Origin of the sequence: Wolbachia endosymbiont (group A) of Cydia amplana, from assembly GCF_964028495.1 — a bacterium.
GTDB lineage: Bacteria > Pseudomonadota > Alphaproteobacteria > Rickettsiales > Anaplasmataceae > Wolbachia > Wolbachia pipientis.
The window spans coordinates 1246649-1264178 of sequence record NZ_OZ034792.1; the positions used below are offsets into that span (position 1 = coordinate 1246649).

The following is a 17530-nucleotide window of genomic DNA, read 5'->3' on the forward strand; positions in this document are numbered from 1 at the left end:
ATAAGAGCGCAAATAGTCAATTGATTATTTAACTCTCTTTTTGCAGAGGGTTTTAAGTTTAGCCAATAAATATTTTCATTGATACTTTTACCATTATAGTTAATCGTATTGACACTAATGAAGTAGTGGTATGTTTAAAAGTATTTTCACATTTAGTTTTTTTACGGCTATTTCAAGGATCTCAGGGTTAATAAGGGATGTATTAATTGCTACGGTTATTGGTGCGAACTCTCTTGCAGACATATTTTTTTCTTCGTTTCGCTTTGCCAATCTATTTCGAGCATTTTTTGCAGAAGGAGCGTTCACTACCTCATTCATACCGTTATATTCGACAGAATCATATGATAATAAAAAGGCATTTAATTTTGCAAGTAGTGTAATATCCATTACGTTTATTATCTTAGTAATTTTTTGCCTTATTATGCAAACTTTCTCCCCTTATATGATTCAAATTTTTGCTCCTGGATTTGACCAAAGTAAGTTTACCCTTACTGTTACTTTATCAAGAATTATGATGCCCTACATAATCTTTGTTTCAATTGCATCACTTATTGGTGGAATGCTGCAAGTAAAGCAGCATTTTGCTTCAACAGCTATTGCACCAATTGTTTTGAATCTCTGTTTAATCATCAGTTTATTTGTGCCTTACGTAAAAACTCCAGCGCACAACCTTTCTATAGCTGTTCTGATAGGAGGAGTTTTTCAATTGTTGCTGATGCTATTTAGTGCATACAAGTTAAAGGCAGCTTTTTCTTTTAGCCTTGAATTAAGCAATGAAGTAAGGTTGTTTTTTAAGCGTGTGGTACCTGCAATTATCAACAATTGTGTAACTCAAATAAGCTTATGGATTGATACAATCATGGCGAGTTTTATACCAAATGCGGTGTCCTATATATATTATGCCGATAGACTAAATCAACTACCGCAGGGAATAATCGGTACTGCAATTGGTACAGTGCTTCTTCCTTTAATTTCAAAACAGGTGGATAATACTGAAAATATAGTCAAAATACAGAACAAGGCTCTCAACATAGGATTAATGTTAATTATGCCAACAACTGCTGCCTTTATCATTATTCCCGACATAATTTTACTTACGCTTTTTTCTTACGGCCGGTTTGATCATTATGCAGTGCAGCAAACTGTTCCCACTTTAATAGCATTTTCTCTTTCTTTACCTGCATTTATTATAAATAAAGTATTGCTACCTACATTTTTTGCTAAAGGCAATCTGAAAATACCAACCATATTTTCGCTAATGTGTCTTGGAATTAATGTAGTGCTAAACCTTTTGTTAATGAACGAGTATCAGCATACGGGGATTGCTATTGCTACTTCCGTTTCCACTTGGATAAACTCTATTCTATTAATTAGTTATTTAACAATAAATAAAATGTATAAGGTTAGCCAAGCGTTATTGTTAAATGTCATGAAAATTTTTGTAGCAACGGCAGTCATGTCAATAGCCCTTTATATTTTTAATTCTTTGTTGGCAGGATTATTTTTTGATAAAATGTTGGCTCGTATTGTTTATTTAACGACTTTAATAGCTTTGAGTGTTATTGTTTATTTTGGTATTCTCTATTTAATATTTAAGGGAAACTTTAAGCATGTGTAAATTATGAGACTTTCTTTATATGCTATATTATCAATCTCACTGCTATTAATTCTCATGCATGTTGCTGCAACTTTTAAGGATTGGAGTGGCTACAGGAAATATATCATAAAAGAGTTAGAGAAGACGTATGATGCTAAAGTGCATATTGGGAGAAAAATTAAAGTTTCGTTGATTACCCCAAAGCTCACTATTTATAATGTATACGTACAATACAACGAAAATAAAGAGCAAAAGTTGTCAGATTTAATTAGTGTAAGAAAAATTGAAATAAGGCCATCGTTCCTATCGTTGTTTTTATTTTCGTTGCAACCAAAGTCAATCACATTGTTTGGCATGAAAAGCAACAAAGAAAATTTACTTAATATTATAAATACAAACGCCAGTGGTAACACAGTCGATATAGTAATAAAAGACAGCCAAGTAAGTTTCAAGAATGATTTCGCTGATATTGTTAACATAAAGGAAGTTGCTGTAAAAAAAAATAAGCAGTTTTTTGGTAAAGTAAAGGTAGGTGATAATAATTACGATTTTTCAGGAAAGGTTAATATCACAAAAAGGAATGTACACATTAGTGTTGAATCAAATTTTGTAAATTTGCTATTTACAGGTAATAGAAATCAAGAAGAACTCCAGGGTAATTTAACATTAACAATTAATAACAGTTCCGGTTCTGTGAGTGATTTAGCAAAAATCATTAATCTTAGCTTTCTCTCTTGTGTTATTCCTAGCGAAAATATCAAGATATCATCCAATATAAGTCTTAATGAAAGTGAGTTTACGGCAACTGACTTAAAAATTGATTCCAAAAGCATGCAAGCCAGCGGTACAATACAAAATGATAGAAAAGGCAATCACACTAATTTCAATATTAGCTTCAGTAAAGTTGATTTAGATTCCATACAAAATGATTCACAAAGAACAATGAATATGAAGGATCTTCTGGAATGTTTTAGAGCAGTTGTGCCAAAGAACTTGAGCTTAAATTTTAATATGGAAGCTTCTAACATTCAATATCAAAACAAAATATTGGACAATTTCCGTGCTGTACTAAAATCCACTGATGGCAAAGTAAAAGTTAATACGCTTCTTAAATTTCCTGGAATCAATAATATATCTTACTTATCAGGAGAGATCTCAAACAATAATGTCCTATCTGAATTCAACGGTGATTTATTAGTCGAAGGAAATGATTTTGAGTCATTCATTTCATGTTTTTTCCCTTCTATAAAGATGAAAGAAAACCAGAAAAATCAATTTACACTAAGTTCTAAACTGCACCTTGCACCAAGAATATTATCTATCTCAGACATTAGACTGCTAAATAATAAGGAATCCTTGCAAGGGTCAATTAGAGTAAGCCATACAAAAAAACACAATGTGGTCAATGGTGAATTTAGCATGCATAATCTTGATGCAGATAAATATGATCATTCATTATTTAGCAGTTTACCTAAAATGCAATGGCTGAAAAATTTTCAGTATGATGCAAATATAAAGGCCCGTGTTAATAACCTTACATTGAATGATACGAAAATTAAAAATTTGGATTTTTTGCTGAAAATGGAAAAAGGTAAGCTAGTTGCAGATAAAATAAAACTATCTGGAGAAGATTTCGATATTACCGGTAATGCAAAAATATTAGCAGATCAAAAATACGCCAAACCTTTATTAGATGTTAACCTTACGGGCAGTAAATTTAATGGAAATATCTTTAAATTACCGAATTTAGTAGAGACGAAAAGAAATTCAAGAAATGAGATAGATCAAATTCAATGGTCAACAAAGCAGCTTGATTTTTTGGATGATAAAGAAGGCTTTGATGCAAATGTGCAAATCAATACTGCAGAATTTAAAACCGAGCAGAATGTTTTAAAAGATTTTAATTTGGATGCGGTAATGAGAAACAACACTATCACTATCAGGCAGGCAAGTTACGTATTAGAACACGGGCAAGTGTTTTTTCAGGGTTATTTAAGATCAGACTCAATAAATACAAGGTTTTCTATTGTAAATTTGGACACTAAAAAGATTGGTAAGGTTATAGGAATTGACAATGTAAATGGTCAGGTAAGCTTAAATGGTGAAATCAAAACTCAAGGAAAAAGTTTTCATGATTGGGCTAGTAACTTATCAGGAGATGTAAACTTACAAGCGCAAGGAATAGAAGTTACTAATGTAGATTTCAATTCATTTATCACTAATTTGTTAAGCAGTAAGAATAAATCTGAAATTTCCACACTTGCTTATGTTGATATATATAACGGTAAAACATCTTTTGAAAATATTAGCGGAAAAGCAAGTATTAAGAGTGGTATATGTTCAACTAGTTTACAATTCGGGATTGATCAAGCATCAGGGTCAATCTCTTCTAATTTAACCTTATCTAACTTCGCTTTAGCTTCTATATTCAGGTTCTTTTTCATACCACCAAATTATAGTAATCCAATCTATATCGATATGCATTTGGATGGCCCTATTTGGCGTCCTAAGATGAGTTTTGATGTAGACCAAATCTTCACCGCTCTGGTTGGCAAGAAAAATAGTTGATTTACTTAGGCGTACGGTTTAGGAGACAATGAACTCATCTGAACGGGTACAAACTTAACCTAACTCATCACCACCTGGCAGTGGTGGCAAGCCAAATGCTTCTCTCTTTTCGTTGAGCGTCATGAAGCTTGCGTTTTCTACGTATTTCCACAACTTTTGTCTCTTTTCCATGAGAATCTCTATTGCATCTTTGTCGTACGACAAGCACAGATCTTCACCAAATTTTGGTGTTAGCCAAGAATTCAGGTGACAGATAATACTTTCTAGCGTTGGTAAAACCGTCTGTTCCCAAAGGGACAAGCGTGCTTCGACTAAATTGCTATAAGTGTTATCACCTGGTATGCCAAGCAACTGCGGCGGAACGCCAAAAGCCAGGGCAATATCACGAGCTGAACTGTGTTTGGACTCAATAAAATCCATATCCCTTGGTGATAAGCTCATTTCTTTCCACTCCAAGCCTCCTTCAAGCAATATCGGCCTCCCAGCATTGACAGGACCTGAATAATGATCATTTATCTGTGCTTTTAAGCGTTGGTACTGCTCTTGACTTAAACTTCCACCACTTCCATCTTTTGCTGATTTTACAACTATTGCACCACTTGGTCTTGCTCCGTTTTGCAACATCGCTTGATTCCAAGCACCAGCCTGATTATGCTGATCTATACTATATGCAGCCGCCTCAATTGGTGATAACCCATACCAATCATTCAAAGGGTTAAAGGTCTTTAGGTGCAACACTGCTGAACGTCCGGTTAGTTTATCAACTTTAAAGTCATAACTGTTGTTATTTATGGCATAACGATAGTTATAAGGAACGTTATTTCTCCCTGGAACAATTTCAACCCTATCGGGGCGCAGAAGATAAAGCTCTGTTGGTGGTTTTCTATTGTTCTGCGACTCAACCATCAATATATAAGAATTGCCGTTAACTAACCGATAAGTTACAATCCCCTCAATAAATTCCGATTTTGATGTCATTGGATTAGGAGAATAAAGTAATTTCAGTAATGGATGGGCTTTTAGTTGCGATTTTCCCTGTTCAGTAAGCTGGCAGAGAGTAAGAGGTACCGAAGATGCAGCACTTGCAATCATATTGATTGCTCGAAAGGCAATAACATTTTTTATGTAACCTTCCTCAGCAAAACTTACATAATCACGCTTACTCCAACTTGGCTCCATCATTAGTTGCAAAGCAGAATATTTAGTAAATACTGCGCTTTTTTTTCTTTGAAAGATGTTGAAATTCATATGTGCCTCCTAAAAAATTGAATTTGTGGTAGAATTATATCAATTGGTGTCACAGGAAGGATATACTAACGTACGAACATTATGTTTGAGAGCAATCTCTACACAGTAGTTAAATGGCAGGCACAATAAGGGGTAGCAAAAAGAATGAGCTTTTTTTTTGAGCTGAGCGAAGCCACCTAAGGTAGAAAATGAATCAGGAAGGAGTAAAAATATATTTAATATTTATATGATGTACTTACTTATAAATATCTTTTCTGTGTCCTATCTCTGTGATAACCACTTCATATTTTATAATATTTACGGAATAGATAACGCGATAATCACCTACCCTTAATCTTCTTTGTCCTTTAAATCTGTAATATAATGGCTCACCAAGGTTAATGGGATCAACTGTAAGGCGCTTATTTATCGCATTTATGATCCTTAATCTTATTGTTTTTGGAAGAGCTGGAAGGTCTTTCTCAAGAACGCTTTCTATGAAGATAATATTGTATTCCAGTCTACATCCTCACTTCTAATTTTCTTCACACCTGAAACATTACGTCTAGCAGCACGCTCAATTAGTATTTTATCTTCCTCATTTTCAATTGCTTCTTGTATTAGCTTCTCTGCTAGTTCTTTAATGGACTTATTTCTTATTTTAGCCAGTCCAGCAAGACACTCTGAAATTTCGTTGTTGAAAGTTATGCTAAATTTTGAGTTTGCCATATATTTTACCTAAAATCTACTAATAATTATACAACATTTTTCTGAATTTTTCAATAAAAAAAGTTGCCTATACGTAAAGAGGACCTGTGTTGACAAATAATTAAACATTTGTCATGTACTATGTTTGTTAAGGAGAAATAGCACAGAAGTTAGTATTAAGTATATTAGGAATAAGAAAGGCTGCGCCCAGTGTCACACACTGGAATAACAGGAAAAAACGAACTGCTATACTAAAAAAAAAGAAATAGAATATGACAGAATGGCTAATATCTAATCAGCTTATTGATTATAACTGTGCTGTAAAATCCATGGAAGAGAAAATTCAACAAATTCACAATAATTCAGCAGACGAATTGGTATGGCTACTCCAGCACCCTCCACTTTATACTGCAGGAATCAGTGCAACAGCTGATGATATTGTTGAAAAACTATTTCCCATATATAAAACAGGAAGGGGTGGTAAACACACATATCATGGTCCAGGACAGCGCATTATATATTTAATGTTAAACCTTAAAAAAAGAAACAAATGCGATATAAAGCTATATATTAGAGATCTAAGTAAGTGGATCATAAATGTTTTAAAGCAATTTAATATACTTGGAGAGTTTAGAGAAGATAGAATAGGTATTTGGGTAAACCATAACGGAGTAGAAAAAAAAATTGCAGCTTTTGGTATCCGTTTAAGAAAATGGGTAACTTATCATGGCATAGCGCTTAACGTCTTTCCAGACCTCTCTCATTATAAGGGTATTATTCCTTGTGGACTGCAAGATTATGGCGTCACGTCAATGGAAGAACTAGGAGTGAAAGTTCCACTCTCTGAATTGGATGATATACTAAAAAAAGAGTTTTATAAGATATTTTAATGATTGTTTACCTTTTATATTTCATTCTCACTTTATGTGCTAACACAGGTATTCATGCAATCGACCAAGTTGATATTATTGCTCCTTCTTCGAAGGGAAAAGAATCAGATCTGACTACTATAAAAGAATATGTAGAAGCTTTGGATTTTAATCCCCATATTTCGGAGAAAATATATAGTAATGATAATCCATTTTATTCCAACTCTGATGAATTCAGAGCAAATGATTTGATTAGTGCACTAACTAATGACAGTAAAATAATTTGGTGTATCAGAGGAGGAGAAGGGGCTTCTCGGTTAATTCCCTATCTAGAAAAGTTACCCAATGATAAAAAAGAAAGGATTGCTCAAAACAAAAAAATCCTCATAGGCTATAGCGATATAACTGCCTTGCACACCTATCTACAAGCTAAATATAATTGGCAAACTCTTCACGGCACCATGTTGGAAATGATAGTAAATAACTCCATTTCTGAAAGCTCTGTTAAAAAATTGAAAGAGTTAATTCTTAACAAGCAGGATTCTATCAGATTTGATAAGCTAAAGATGATAAATAATGGCATTAGACTAAAAGATGGCAGATTAAAGTCTAAAATCATCGGTGGTAATATGACTTTAGTTGAAAACAGTATAGGAACTGTTTGGCAAATAAATGCGAAAGGTAAAATTCTATTTTTAGAGGACATAAGAGTCTACCCATACGCAATAGAGCGCAGTTTAGATCACCTAAAACAAGCTCACATCTTTGATGGAGTACATGCAGTAATCTTTGGGGATTTCGTTAACTGCTATAACGATAACCTTGTTGAAGTTGTAAAAGAAAGGTTTGCAAAAAGTGTTAACTTTCCTGTATTTACAATGAAAGGGGTAGGCCATGGACATACAAATGATCCTTTACCTTTTAACACTCACGCTATTATTAGCGTTCAAGACGAAAAAGAAGGTTTGTTTTTTATGGACGTGCAGAATTTAGCTAATCTTATAGCTAACGCGAGCTCTACGTCATGCCGCCGCAGTATCTCTTAGCCGCTAACACGTACTTAACCGTCATACCGCGATTCATTCGCGGTATCTCATCCGCTAACAAGAGATCCCGCTAACACGTAGCGGGATGACGGTTGTTAGGGTGTCATGCAAGTAGCTGACTACTTGGATCTGGTAGGCTTAAATCACAATGCCCGTAAAGCTGCGACCCTAGAGCTACTATCTCTCACCCACTGCAAATATTGCACGGTACTATCCACTTGATCATCGTGTCGAGTTTCAGGAAACATTAAAATCTCATACTCAAAATCGTTCAGCCATACTGCTTGGTGCGGCAGAAAAACCTTGCCAGACTCTATAATCGGAACAATTTGATAAAATCGAGTGAGTTTGTCATCATGTGGTACTATTTCGATAATTGGTAAATCACTGTTTGTCTTTAGCTCTTGCACCAATTGCTGACCACTTGTTTTTGCTTCGATTAAAATTGCGTGCGGTGTCCATCTTGCAGCTAGTGACAGAACTTGCTCTTTAAGCTTTGGATACTCAAGCTTTGCGCGATATACATCGAGTAAATAGAATTTATTGCCCACTTTTGTCCAGGTGGTGCAGACGCTAAAGTTGCTCATGCTGCTTGTTGAAACTGCAGTGTCCCAGCTCTGAGTAACATATGAGAGACTATCAGAAAAATTTCTATAGCGCTTCAGCCACTCTCGTTTAATTATACCACTTGAAAGTGGCAGAGGGTTTTGTTGATATTGTGCAGCAAAAGCGTAACTTCCAAGTTCAACCTTTATCATCTCAACTTCTTCTTTTCCTCCATCGAGGGGATATAGCAACTGACCTTCTTCTCTTGAGTATAATATTACGGGTGGTATCATTCTAGCACTTGATGCTGTAATCCAGCTTTTGTACTCATTTGTAGTTACTCGGGTGACAGGAACAAGAAAAGGAGGCGCTGGCTTTTTGATTGAATAGATAATCTCCTTATTTTCAGATATCATCGGTAAACAAGTATGGTTCCATATGTTTTTCGGTTTGGAGAGAAGGTGTCCGGTCAAATCTTCCTGATGTAGCCTATGCATCACAAGAACAATTACTCCTTTTTTTCTGTCGTTGAGCCTGGTTACTAGAGTCTGGTCAAACCAATTTGTAGCACGCTTTCTAAACGTTTCACTCAAAGCTTGGGCGGGACTCAGTGGATCATCCACGATGATGAAATCACCACCTTCACCTGTTAACGTCCCTCCAACGGACGTTGCGATTCTGTATCCTCTCTGCACTGTTTGAAATTTGTATTTGGTATTCTGATCTTTGGATAGTTCTACCTCTGGAAACAGCTCTCTATATCAACTAGACTGCATTATGCATCTTGTATCGAGCGAGTGCTTTTCGCTAAGCAGCCGAGAGTAGCTTGCAACTATTATTCTTGCAGTTGGCTGATTTCCCAGTATCCATGCGGGCCACGCAACACTAGCGCACAGGGACTTCATTGAACGCGGAGGCATATTGAATATTATTCGCCTCATTTTGCCAACATTTGCCGCTTCAAGTCTGTCTGCTATGACTTTTATATACTGATAATCATTATACTCACACCCCGGCACCACCGTTTGAAAGCACAGTTCAATGAATTTTAGAAAGTTCATGATATAATGTTGAAACCAACGCGTGACGCTGGGATGACAAAAAAAGGAGCACTGAAGGCTATAGGTGAGACGTCGCGGTATCTCTAGATCCCGCTAACAAGCAGCGGGATGACGAATTACTTAACCATCATCTACACCGTCATACCGCGATTCATTCGCGGTATCTCAAAGCATAGATCCCGCTAACAAGCAGCAGGATGACGAATTACTATGCCGCCGCGAACCGTCATACTGCTGCGGTATCTCAGCCGCTAATAAGTAGCGGGATGACGGTTGTTGTTTAGCTATAAATATTAAGAAATTTACCAAATAAAAAAAAGGCAAAAGAAGCCCCGTGGTTGGCTAATTACTTACATTATACTTTCAAGTATGGCGTTTTTTTATTCTAAACGTTTAATAACCGCGATTCAGTTGCTTTTAAGCCGCAACTAATCTAAATTATAAACATTAAGAAATTTACTAAACAGAAAAAAAGGCAAAAGAAACCCTAGGGTAGCTAGTTATTCACTATCCATTTTTTAAATCGGCGTTTTTTGATGTTTTAAATGCTTTATAAGCGCATTTCAGCTTATATTAGGTAAAAACCTAGAAATTTTATAAAGACATAAGATGCACATAGTGCAAAAAATTAAACATGGGACGCCAGATACGTGAGTTTTTTTGTCATTTAATCTGTACAGAGAAGATAAATAAATAGCTTCAGTTTCATGATAAGGGGACTGGCAAGGCTTGTCAAGCAAGTTTTTTGCAATATCAGGGGATAATTTCGACCATAAATCCCTATCAATAAATTTTAACAAAAATACTTCAGTGCATTTTCAAATATAAGCATTCCATCACCATATTTTGGCATAGCCACTCCTAAACGTTTACATTTTTCTTTTTCAAGAGGCCAATTATCTTGCTGAGTAAAAAATATTCCCCTTTCTGGATGGGGCATTAAAGCCAATACTCTCCCACTTTTATCTGATAAAGCTGCCAGATCGTATGTAGATCCGTTTGGATTGTGAGGAAATTGTAGGTTAGCGTAGTTGCCATTTTCATCAATGTAACGTAATGCGGCGGAATTGCTCTCAATCAATTGGTTCAAAGTATCTTGATCCATAAAAAATTTGCCTTCCCCATGAGCAATAGGGAGATATAGTTCACTCAGGCCCCGTAGCCAAACAGAATTACTCTTTGAATTAACTCTCACTCTAATCCAACGGCATTGATAATTGCCTATATCATTATGGATTAAAGCTAGATTAGAGAACTCTGGAATTAATTTTACTAATATCTGACAACCATTACATATTCCTATAATCAGCTTGTCCTGAGATAAAAACTCTTGAAACTCATCCAACAAGTTGTTTTTAATGCGTAAAGCAAATGCATTACCAGCACCAGTGTCATCACCATAGGAAAAACCCCCTGGAATTGCAAGTATATTGCTTAATTTCAGTTCACCTGGATTATCTATGATATCGTTAATGTGAACGATTTTTACTTCAATATTACCAATACCAAGTTTTCTGCTACATTCCATAAATGCAAATGCAGTTTCTTTTTCGCAATTTAAGCCATAACCAGATAGGACTGTGATTTTCATGAATTGCTAAAAATTAAAAAATTCGAATTTCCTTTTTACAAAATTTGCTACTAAATTTAACGCAAATAACACCAATAATAAAGCTATAATTGCGATAGCAGCAAGTTCAACAAATGCAATTTCAGGATTGCTTGACCATATGTATATTTGCACAGGTAGAACAGTTGCCGGATCGAAAAAGGACGTAGGTGTATCAGCAATAAATGCCACCATACCCATCATAAGTAAAGGAGAAGATTCACCTAAAATCCTTGCAATTGCAAGCACAGTACCATGTATTATTCTTGGTAACGCAATCGGTAAAGAGTGATCTAATATCACCTTGATGTGAGGTGCACCGAGCGCAAACGCTGCATCTTTTATCGTAATAGGAACATTCGCAAAGGCATTTTTTGTTGCAATTATAATATTAGGTAACATCATAAATGAAAGAGTCATTCCACCAACAAGTGGTGAAGAGCGTGGTAGCCCAAATATGCCAAGATAGAGAGTTAAGCCCACTACACCAAATATTATTGAAGGCACTGCAGCAAGATTATTTATGCTAATTTCTACAATATTAGTCATTAGCCTATTTTTAGGCATAAATTCGTAAAGACAGATGCCCGACATAATTCCTATTGGTAATGCTAATGCTAGGCACACTATAATTGTCATTAATGAACCGATAAACGCTCCTAAAATCCCTGCATTCTCAGGTTCACGAGAGTCAGATTTAAGGAATAAAGACTTATTAAAAAATTTTTTCACTCTCCTCTTTTCTTTTAGCCAATCAAGTAATTTAGCATAACGATCATTCAAATATTTATCTTTATTTATTGAATTAATTATACTTGACGCGGTAAACCAGATCTCATATTCACCACTATCTTTTACTTTCTTACGAAAAAATTTCTCTAGTTCTTTGTAAGAATTACGACTTAAAATTTCGTCACCGTCTTTAAAATCAGTTCCTCCAAACACCTTACGTAAAGAATTGTTGAGTAAGCCAATGGACTTATACCGCAAATCACTAGGATTACTCGCCAAAGTAAGATCAGCATTTATTTCAACTGGCAATAAAATTTTCGTTACTGTTAAGGCACTGTAAGAGTTAACTAATATACTCAACAATATACACACAGGACAGCCAAGTGAGATAACTAGTGCCGTGAAAGAACAAAAGCGTAGCGCTCTGTTCTTTTTATTTTTCCTTTTTATACGAGCATGTACACGCCTTGACTGAAGTAATTTAAGGAATTTTTTCTTTATACTCATTTATTTTTCCTGGATCCCATCGTCAAGCCCACAGCTGTACAAACGTCCAGTTTAATAACCGTTGATGTCATTCCCTATTGTATCTACTTAGATTTCTTTTTAACATAAGTAGTACGTTCTTTGATCCTTGCAGCTTTTCCAAATAGTTTGCACAGATAATACAGTTTTGCTCTACGAACCTTTCCTTTTCTTGTCACTTGCACTGAAACCAGTGCAGGAGAATAAACAAAAAACTGAGACACTATACTTTCTCCATGGCTAACTTTTCTGACTGCAAAAGAAGAATGTAACCCGCGGTTCCTTTTTGATATACATACACCTTCAAATATCTGTATACGTTCACTTGTACCGTCAACTACTTTAAAAGTGACCTTCAAATCATCGCCAGGACGAAATTCTGGTATTTCTTTAGCTAACACTTGCATTTGCTGTTCGTTAAATTTTTTAAGTAAATTTGTCATTTATCTCTCCACTCAATAATTCAGGCCTACGCTTTTTTGTTATAACATGAGACTGCTTCTGCCTCCAATCACTTATTTTTTTGTGATTGCCAGATAACAAAACCTCAGGTACTTTATATCCCTTCCACTGCTCAGGTCTAGTATATTGAGGATATTCAAGTACACCACCACCATAATTAAAACTTTCTTCAGTAATACTATCGGTATTATTTACTACACCTGGAAGAAGTCTAATGCATGCATCAAGAACCACCATTGCAGCTGGCTCACCTCCTGAAAGTATATAATCTCCAATACTTAACTCATAAGGAGTATACGCATCAATTATCCTTTGGTCAATACCTTCAAATCGACCACACAATATTGTTATATGAGGAAACTCTAATAATTCTCTGGCAATATTCTGATTAAACTTAGTTCCAGATGGAGTCATGTAAATAAACTTAGTGTTTTTATGAACAGAGAGCATACTATCTACTGCATCACCAACTACATCAGAACGCATAACCATTCCTGCTCCACCTCCATATGGAACATCATCCACAGTTGAATGTTTATCTTTCGCAAAAGAACGAATATTTATTACTTCAAGGTTCCATATTTTTTTTTCTAACGCTTTTCCGGCAAGAGAATAGTTCAAAAACCCCGGGAACATTTCTGGAAATATGGTTAATATTGTAACATTGAATGCCATTAAGGTTTATTTTAAGTTATTTGGGGCTATACTCTAAGAACAGTAAATTGATATAATATATAGTTAAATTAAACATGTCACTGAATAAAACGATATACGAAGGTAAAGCGAAAGCCATTATTGAAACTGAAGATTCATCAACTGTCATACAGCACTTTAAAGATGATGTCACAGCATTCAATAAGGAAAAATATGAAATTATTGAGGGCAAAGGAATAATTAATAATCATGTTAGTGCTTTTATCATGGAAAAGCTCGAAGAAGCAGGAATTAGCACGCATTTTATAAAAACTCTGAATGAAAGAGAACAGCTAGTCAAAAAGCTCAAGATAATACCTCTTGAGGTGGTAGTTAGAAATGTTGCAGCTGGCAGCTTTTGCAAACGTTTTAATATCAAAGAAGGTGAGAGGCTTGCATCTCCTATAATCGAGTTTTTTTACAAAAATGATGACCTAGCCGACCCAATGGTAAATGAAAATCACATACTGTATTTTGATTGGCTATCTAGCAAAGAAATGGATGAAGTAAAAACTACAACTTTAAAGATCAATGAAATCCTAACTGATTTATTCTCAAATGCAGGCATAGATCTAGTTGACCTTAAATTGGAATTTGGCAGATTGATAAATGACAGTACTAAAATCATTTTAGCCGATGAAATCAGCCCTGATAACTGCAGGTTATGGGATAAAAATACTTATAAAAAGCTAGATAAAGACGTCTTTCGTTTGAATTTAGGAGATTTAAAGGAAGCATACCTAGAAGTTGCAAAAAGACTGTCAGTAAAGTTAGGTTAACTAAATACTACTCTATCAAGTGGAGGGTTACATGCCTCATCAAGTTTTCCAATAATTTCAATTTTTTCTCCACGTTTTTGGAAATGATTTTTCACGTTTTGCATATTCTCAGAACTTACGATCAATACCATACCAATACCACAATTAAATGTTTTTAGCATTTCTTTCTTCTCTATTTTACCCTCCTTTGTTAGCCATAAAAATATATCTGGCCATTTCCAGGAATTAATGTCTATGTTTGCAAATAAGTTTTTTGGAAGAATTCGCGGAATATTGTCTACCAAACCACCACCCGTGATGTGCGCAATACCTTTTACTTGTGACATGATAGGCAGCAAAGAATCAACATATATTTTTGTTGGTTCAAGTAGTATTTCACTCCAAGATTTATTATTCCATAGAGATGTATCGTTATAATTTATACCTAAGCTTTTGAAAACATGGCGCACTAAAGAAAACCCATTTGAGTGAATTCCACTTGACTCTAAGCCAACTATATAATCACCTGCTTTCATCATACTACAGTTTGGAAGAATTTGCTTTCGATCAACTACACCAATCACAAACCCTGCAAGGTCATAGTGATTATTACCATACATTCCAGGCATTTCTGCAGTTTCCCCACCAACCAATGCTATTTTAGCTTGCTTGCACCCCTCTGCAATGCCCTTAACCACAGATAATAAAACATCTTTGGTCAAAACGCCTGTTGCAAAGTAATCAAGGAAAAACAAAGGCGTTGCTCCTTGTGCAAGTAAGTCATTTACACACATTGCAACTAAATCTATACCTATAGTATCATGTTTATTCACTTCTTGAGCTATCAACAGTTTCGTACCTACTCCATCAGTTGAGGAAACGAGTACTGGATGGTCATACTTCTTACTTAGTGCAGCAAAATCAAATAACGCAGAAAATGAACCTATTTCGCTGATTACTTCTTCTCTAGTAGTTTCTTGAGCAATAGGCTTGACTTCTTTTATTAACTTATTATATAGTTCAATATCTATTCCTGATCTGGTATAAGTATTCATAATCCTTTTATAAATTTTAAAATTGTTAATACTATATTAATGCCTTGATATAAAAAGTGCAACGAAACTTTCTCTTAATTGACTATTATATACTTACCAATATAGGGTAACTTAAATCATTTATAATTATCCAATGAACGAAAATACCAAAAACATACTGTTAATAACGGAACTGCTATCAGGACGGCTGCTTCATGACTTTGCTAACTCTATGAATGGAATAACGTTTGGCGTAGAAGAGCTTGAAGTAATAGATAAGAATGATGCTGATGCGCAGAAGGAAGCGTTGTTGTTTCTTAAAGAAAGCTCCGATGATTTAATATATAAACATAAAGTTATGAAGCAGGCATATTCTTCTTCAATGGATAATTATAGCTTTGATAAGACCAAATCTAATATCGAAAATTATTTATTAAAAAAAAAGTAAAGCTTACGTGGAAAATAGACGCATACTCTGCAAAAAATAAGGAAGATTTAATTGAAAAGATAAATAAGATAATTTCTAATATGGTGCTAACTATAGCCAGTGCAGTGGCGGAAGTTGAACTAGTATCTGTTTTACTGAGTCAAACAGAAGATAAAATGCTATTAACTATAAAAATTCTAAATGAACACAAACCAATAAGCAAATCATTAGTAGACAAATTAATCAAAAAAAATGACACTAATTTAAATACAAAAGATATTAATATCTATATGACCTCTTTATTATTAGAGTACTATAACACTGAAATGCATTATACTTGCGAAAATAATTTGCTGGAAATAGGTTTAACTATAACTTGAGTTGCATATTTGGTTATTACAACTTTTTCTTCGTGTCAAGGCATTCCCCGACAAGGGGTACCAAATCTAATTTTTGTAATCACTTAAGTCTAGTACTATTTTATTAATGTAGCGCTCATTTGCATCTTTGATGATAAACTTCATACCATTTTTATATTTAATGACTTCATCTACAGAAGGCACTTTACCAGCAATCGAAAGAATCAAACCACCAAGTGTAACATAGTCTTCTTCAGGGTCACGTAATTCTATTTTTAGATCCTCTTCTATATCTTTTATAAGAGCCCTTGCTGATACTTCAAACTTATTTTGAGACAATTCAGTAATGGTATATTCTGAATTTATTTCGTTTTCACTATCAATGTTTGGTATTAGTTCCTCTATAAGATCAGTCATTGAAATTAAACCATCAGTTCCACCATATTCATCCAATACGATAGCTAAGCATGATTTAGAAGAGTTCATCCTAACAAAAAGATTAGTTGTCTTCATCGAGGGTGGAACAAATATTACGCTTTGTATAATATGTTTCAGATTAAAATTTTTATCCCTATTAAAAATAACATCTTTTACATAAAAAAAGCCTATTACGTTATCAAAGTTATTTTTATAAATTGGTATTTTAGTGTGGCAAGTGTTTTTTATCTTCTTTATTATTTCACGCTCGCTTGACTCAATGTCTACTGCGCATATCTCTGTACGTGGAGTCATTATATCCATTATACCACAATCGCGGAATTTTAATAGACCATTAAATATATTAAGGTCTGGCAGATCTTTCATTAATGCCTCAGTCGCACACTTTTTCAACACAGAAGCTTTTTTGAAAAGGAAGAGAAAAATTCTATATGCTATTTTTTCTACTAAGGTTCTTTTTTTACTCAATTTATTCCCTGTAATGGCAAAAACGTTTTCAGATTAGATTTATCAAGAAAACTGTTATTAAATGTTTAATAAGCATGTGAATAATGTCAAATTAATTTGTGAATTATTTGTTGATATAAAATACCAACAATTGATCAACAACTTTTTCAACAACATATACATAGTTGTGTAACAATGCATGATGGTAAAGTATTTTCCATAAAAGAAAATTACTAACACTCTAAACACCTTACTTATACACATAAATCATAACAGAAAATCAATAATATACGAAAGTTACTCACATATTTATCCACAAGTTGAACAACGCCAATTTTTACTGAATTTTAAGTTAGTAACAAGTTATTGATAGAACTATTATTATTGCTATACTTTAATATACAAAAGAATAAATAGAATAGAT

General features: G+C 34.4%; 16 protein-coding genes and 1 pseudogene. 7 read left to right on the top strand and 10 right to left on the bottom strand.

Features of this window, described 5'->3' with window-relative positions:
• The first annotated feature begins 130 nt into the window (after positions 1-130).
• Positions 131-1618, top strand: a complete 1488-nt coding sequence (gene murJ / locus ABWU40_RS06195; RefSeq protein WP_015589329.1) for a murein biosynthesis integral membrane protein MurJ — start codon at positions 131-133, stop codon at positions 1616-1618.
• 3 nt (positions 1619-1621) lie between these two features.
• Positions 1622-4165: an AsmA-like C-terminal region-containing protein gene (locus tag ABWU40_RS06200; protein ID WP_353279180.1), complete on the top strand. Its 2544-nt coding sequence runs from the start codon at positions 1622-1624 to the stop codon at positions 4163-4165.
• A 54-nt stretch (positions 4166-4219) separates the two neighbouring features.
• On the opposite strand, the gene ABWU40_RS06205 is transcribed toward ABWU40_RS06200, so the two are convergent.
• The 3 genes from ABWU40_RS06205 to ABWU40_RS06215 all read right to left on the bottom strand — a co-directional run bounded on the left by ABWU40_RS06205 (position 4220) and on the right by ABWU40_RS06215 (position 6121).
• Complete coding sequence (locus ABWU40_RS06205) at positions 4220-5413, bottom strand: phage portal protein (RefSeq protein ID WP_141456646.1); 1194 nt, start codon at positions 5411-5413, stop codon at positions 4220-4222.
• Positions 5414-5648: 235 nt separating this feature from the next.
• Positions 5649-5912 carry a type II toxin-antitoxin system RelE family toxin gene (locus ABWU40_RS06210; protein ID WP_080717643.1) on the bottom strand — a complete coding sequence of 88 codons (264 nt, stop codon included), beginning with the start codon at positions 5910-5912 and terminating at the stop codon, positions 5649-5651.
• A complete protein-coding gene (locus ABWU40_RS06215; protein WP_012673333.1) occupies positions 5888-6121 on the bottom strand; it encodes a DUF6290 family protein in 234 nt (77 codons plus the stop codon). The genes ABWU40_RS06210 and ABWU40_RS06215 overlap by 25 nt, the downstream gene beginning before the upstream one ends.
• A gap of 251 nt (positions 6122-6372) precedes the next feature.
• Between ABWU40_RS06215 and lipB the strand changes: the two genes are divergently transcribed.
• Positions 6373-6990 (top strand): lipoyl(octanoyl) transferase LipB, encoded by a 618-nt coding sequence (gene lipB, locus ABWU40_RS06220; RefSeq protein WP_141456645.1) that lies wholly within the window; start codon positions 6373-6375, stop codon positions 6988-6990.
• Positions 6990-8015 (top strand): LD-carboxypeptidase, encoded by a 1026-nt coding sequence (locus tag ABWU40_RS06225; protein WP_015589333.1) that lies wholly within the window; start codon positions 6990-6992, stop codon positions 8013-8015. Before lipB ends, ABWU40_RS06225 begins: the two co-directional genes overlap by 1 nt.
• A 143-nt stretch (positions 8016-8158) precedes the next feature.
• Here the strand turns inward: ABWU40_RS06225 and terL are convergent.
• The 5 genes and pseudogenes from terL to trmD all read right to left on the bottom strand — a co-directional run bounded on the left by terL (position 8159) and on the right by trmD (position 13625).
• Positions 8159-9622, bottom strand: a pseudogene (gene terL / locus ABWU40_RS06230) (phage terminase large subunit).
• Between the two features lie 793 nt (positions 9623-10415).
• Positions 10416-11213 (bottom strand): phosphoribosylformylglycinamidine synthase subunit PurQ, encoded by a 798-nt coding sequence (locus tag ABWU40_RS06235; RefSeq protein ID WP_141456644.1) that lies wholly within the window; start codon positions 11211-11213, stop codon positions 10416-10418.
• 6 nt (positions 11214-11219) lie between these two features.
• A complete protein-coding gene (gene pstA, locus ABWU40_RS06240) occupies positions 11220-12470 on the bottom strand; it encodes a phosphate ABC transporter permease PstA (protein WP_353279181.1) in 1251 nt (416 codons plus the stop codon).
• A gap of 83 nt (positions 12471-12553) precedes the next feature.
• Positions 12554-12931 carry a 50S ribosomal protein L19 gene (gene rplS / locus ABWU40_RS06245; protein ID WP_006279489.1) on the bottom strand — a complete coding sequence of 126 codons (378 nt, stop codon included), beginning with the start codon at positions 12929-12931 and terminating at the stop codon, positions 12554-12556.
• The gene (trmD, locus tag ABWU40_RS06250; RefSeq protein WP_007549279.1) at positions 12915-13625 is read right to left on the bottom strand and encodes a tRNA (guanosine(37)-N1)-methyltransferase TrmD; all 711 of its coding nucleotides are present in this window, start codon (positions 13623-13625) and stop codon (positions 12915-12917) included. Before trmD ends, rplS begins: the two co-directional genes overlap by 17 nt.
• Before the next feature lie 74 nt (positions 13626-13699).
• Here trmD and purC point away from each other — a divergent pair, with 74 nt between their 5' ends.
• Entirely contained in the window at positions 13700-14422 is a 723-nt protein-coding gene (gene purC, locus ABWU40_RS06255) for a phosphoribosylaminoimidazolesuccinocarboxamide synthase (RefSeq protein WP_015589337.1), read from the top strand.
• Here purC and purM read toward each other — a convergent pair.
• Positions 14419-15456: a phosphoribosylformylglycinamidine cyclo-ligase gene (purM, locus tag ABWU40_RS06260; protein ID WP_141456643.1), complete on the bottom strand. Its 1038-nt coding sequence runs from the start codon at positions 15454-15456 to the stop codon at positions 14419-14421. The two genes, purC and purM, sit on opposite strands and share 4 nt — an antisense overlap.
• 133 nt (positions 15457-15589) lie before the next feature.
• On the opposite strand from purM, the gene ABWU40_RS06265 reads away from it, so the two are divergent.
• Both ABWU40_RS06265 and ABWU40_RS06270 read left to right on the top strand, forming a co-directional pair.
• On the top strand, positions 15590-15883 hold the full coding sequence (locus tag ABWU40_RS06265) for a hypothetical protein (RefSeq protein WP_006280049.1): 294 nt from the start codon (positions 15590-15592) through the stop codon (positions 15881-15883).
• A gap of 14 nt (positions 15884-15897) precedes the next feature.
• Entirely contained in the window at positions 15898-16242 is a 345-nt protein-coding gene (locus tag ABWU40_RS06270; RefSeq protein ID WP_233395610.1) for a hypothetical protein, read from the top strand.
• A 66-nt stretch (positions 16243-16308) separates the two neighbouring features.
• On the opposite strand, the gene ABWU40_RS06275 is transcribed toward ABWU40_RS06270, so the two are convergent.
• The gene (locus tag ABWU40_RS06275) at positions 16309-17127 is read right to left on the bottom strand and encodes a transporter associated domain-containing protein (protein WP_007549273.1); all 819 of its coding nucleotides are present in this window, start codon (positions 17125-17127) and stop codon (positions 16309-16311) included.
• Positions 17128-17530 lie beyond the last annotated feature (403 nt).

What these genes read in the sequence shown, in the direction of transcription:
- lipB (WP_141456645.1), top strand. Translation starts at nt 6,373, where the DNA reads ATGACAGAATGGCTAATATCTAATCAGCTTATTGATTATAACTGTGCT.
- murJ (WP_015589329.1), top strand. Translation starts at nt 131, where the DNA reads ATGTTTAAAAGTATTTTCACATTTAGTTTTTTTACGGCTATTTCAAGG.
- purC (WP_015589337.1), top strand. Translation starts at nt 13,700, where the DNA reads ATGTCACTGAATAAAACGATATACGAAGGTAAAGCGAAAGCCATTATT.
- pstA (WP_353279181.1), bottom strand. Translation starts at nt 12,470, where the DNA reads ATGAGTATAAAGAAAAAATTCCTTAAATTACTTCAGTCAAGGCGTGTA.
- ABWU40_RS06215 (WP_012673333.1), bottom strand. Translation starts at nt 6,121, where the DNA reads ATGGCAAACTCAAAATTTAGCATAACTTTCAACAACGAAATTTCAGAG.
- ABWU40_RS06205 (WP_141456646.1), bottom strand. Translation starts at nt 5,413, where the DNA reads ATGAATTTCAACATCTTTCAAAGAAAAAAAAGCGCAGTATTTACTAAA.
- purM (WP_141456643.1), bottom strand. Translation starts at nt 15,456, where the DNA reads ATGAATACTTATACCAGATCAGGAATAGATATTGAACTATATAATAAG.
- ABWU40_RS06265 (WP_006280049.1), top strand. Translation starts at nt 15,590, where the DNA reads ATGAACGAAAATACCAAAAACATACTGTTAATAACGGAACTGCTATCA.
- trmD (WP_007549279.1), bottom strand. Translation starts at nt 13,625, where the DNA reads ATGGCATTCAATGTTACAATATTAACCATATTTCCAGAAATGTTCCCG.
- ABWU40_RS06225 (WP_015589333.1), top strand. Translation starts at nt 6,990, where the DNA reads ATGATTGTTTACCTTTTATATTTCATTCTCACTTTATGTGCTAACACA.
- rplS (WP_006279489.1), bottom strand. Translation starts at nt 12,931, where the DNA reads ATGACAAATTTACTTAAAAAATTTAACGAACAGCAAATGCAAGTGTTA.
- ABWU40_RS06200 (WP_353279180.1), top strand. Translation starts at nt 1,622, where the DNA reads ATGAGACTTTCTTTATATGCTATATTATCAATCTCACTGCTATTAATT.
- ABWU40_RS06235 (WP_141456644.1), bottom strand. Translation starts at nt 11,213, where the DNA reads ATGAAAATCACAGTCCTATCTGGTTATGGCTTAAATTGCGAAAAAGAA.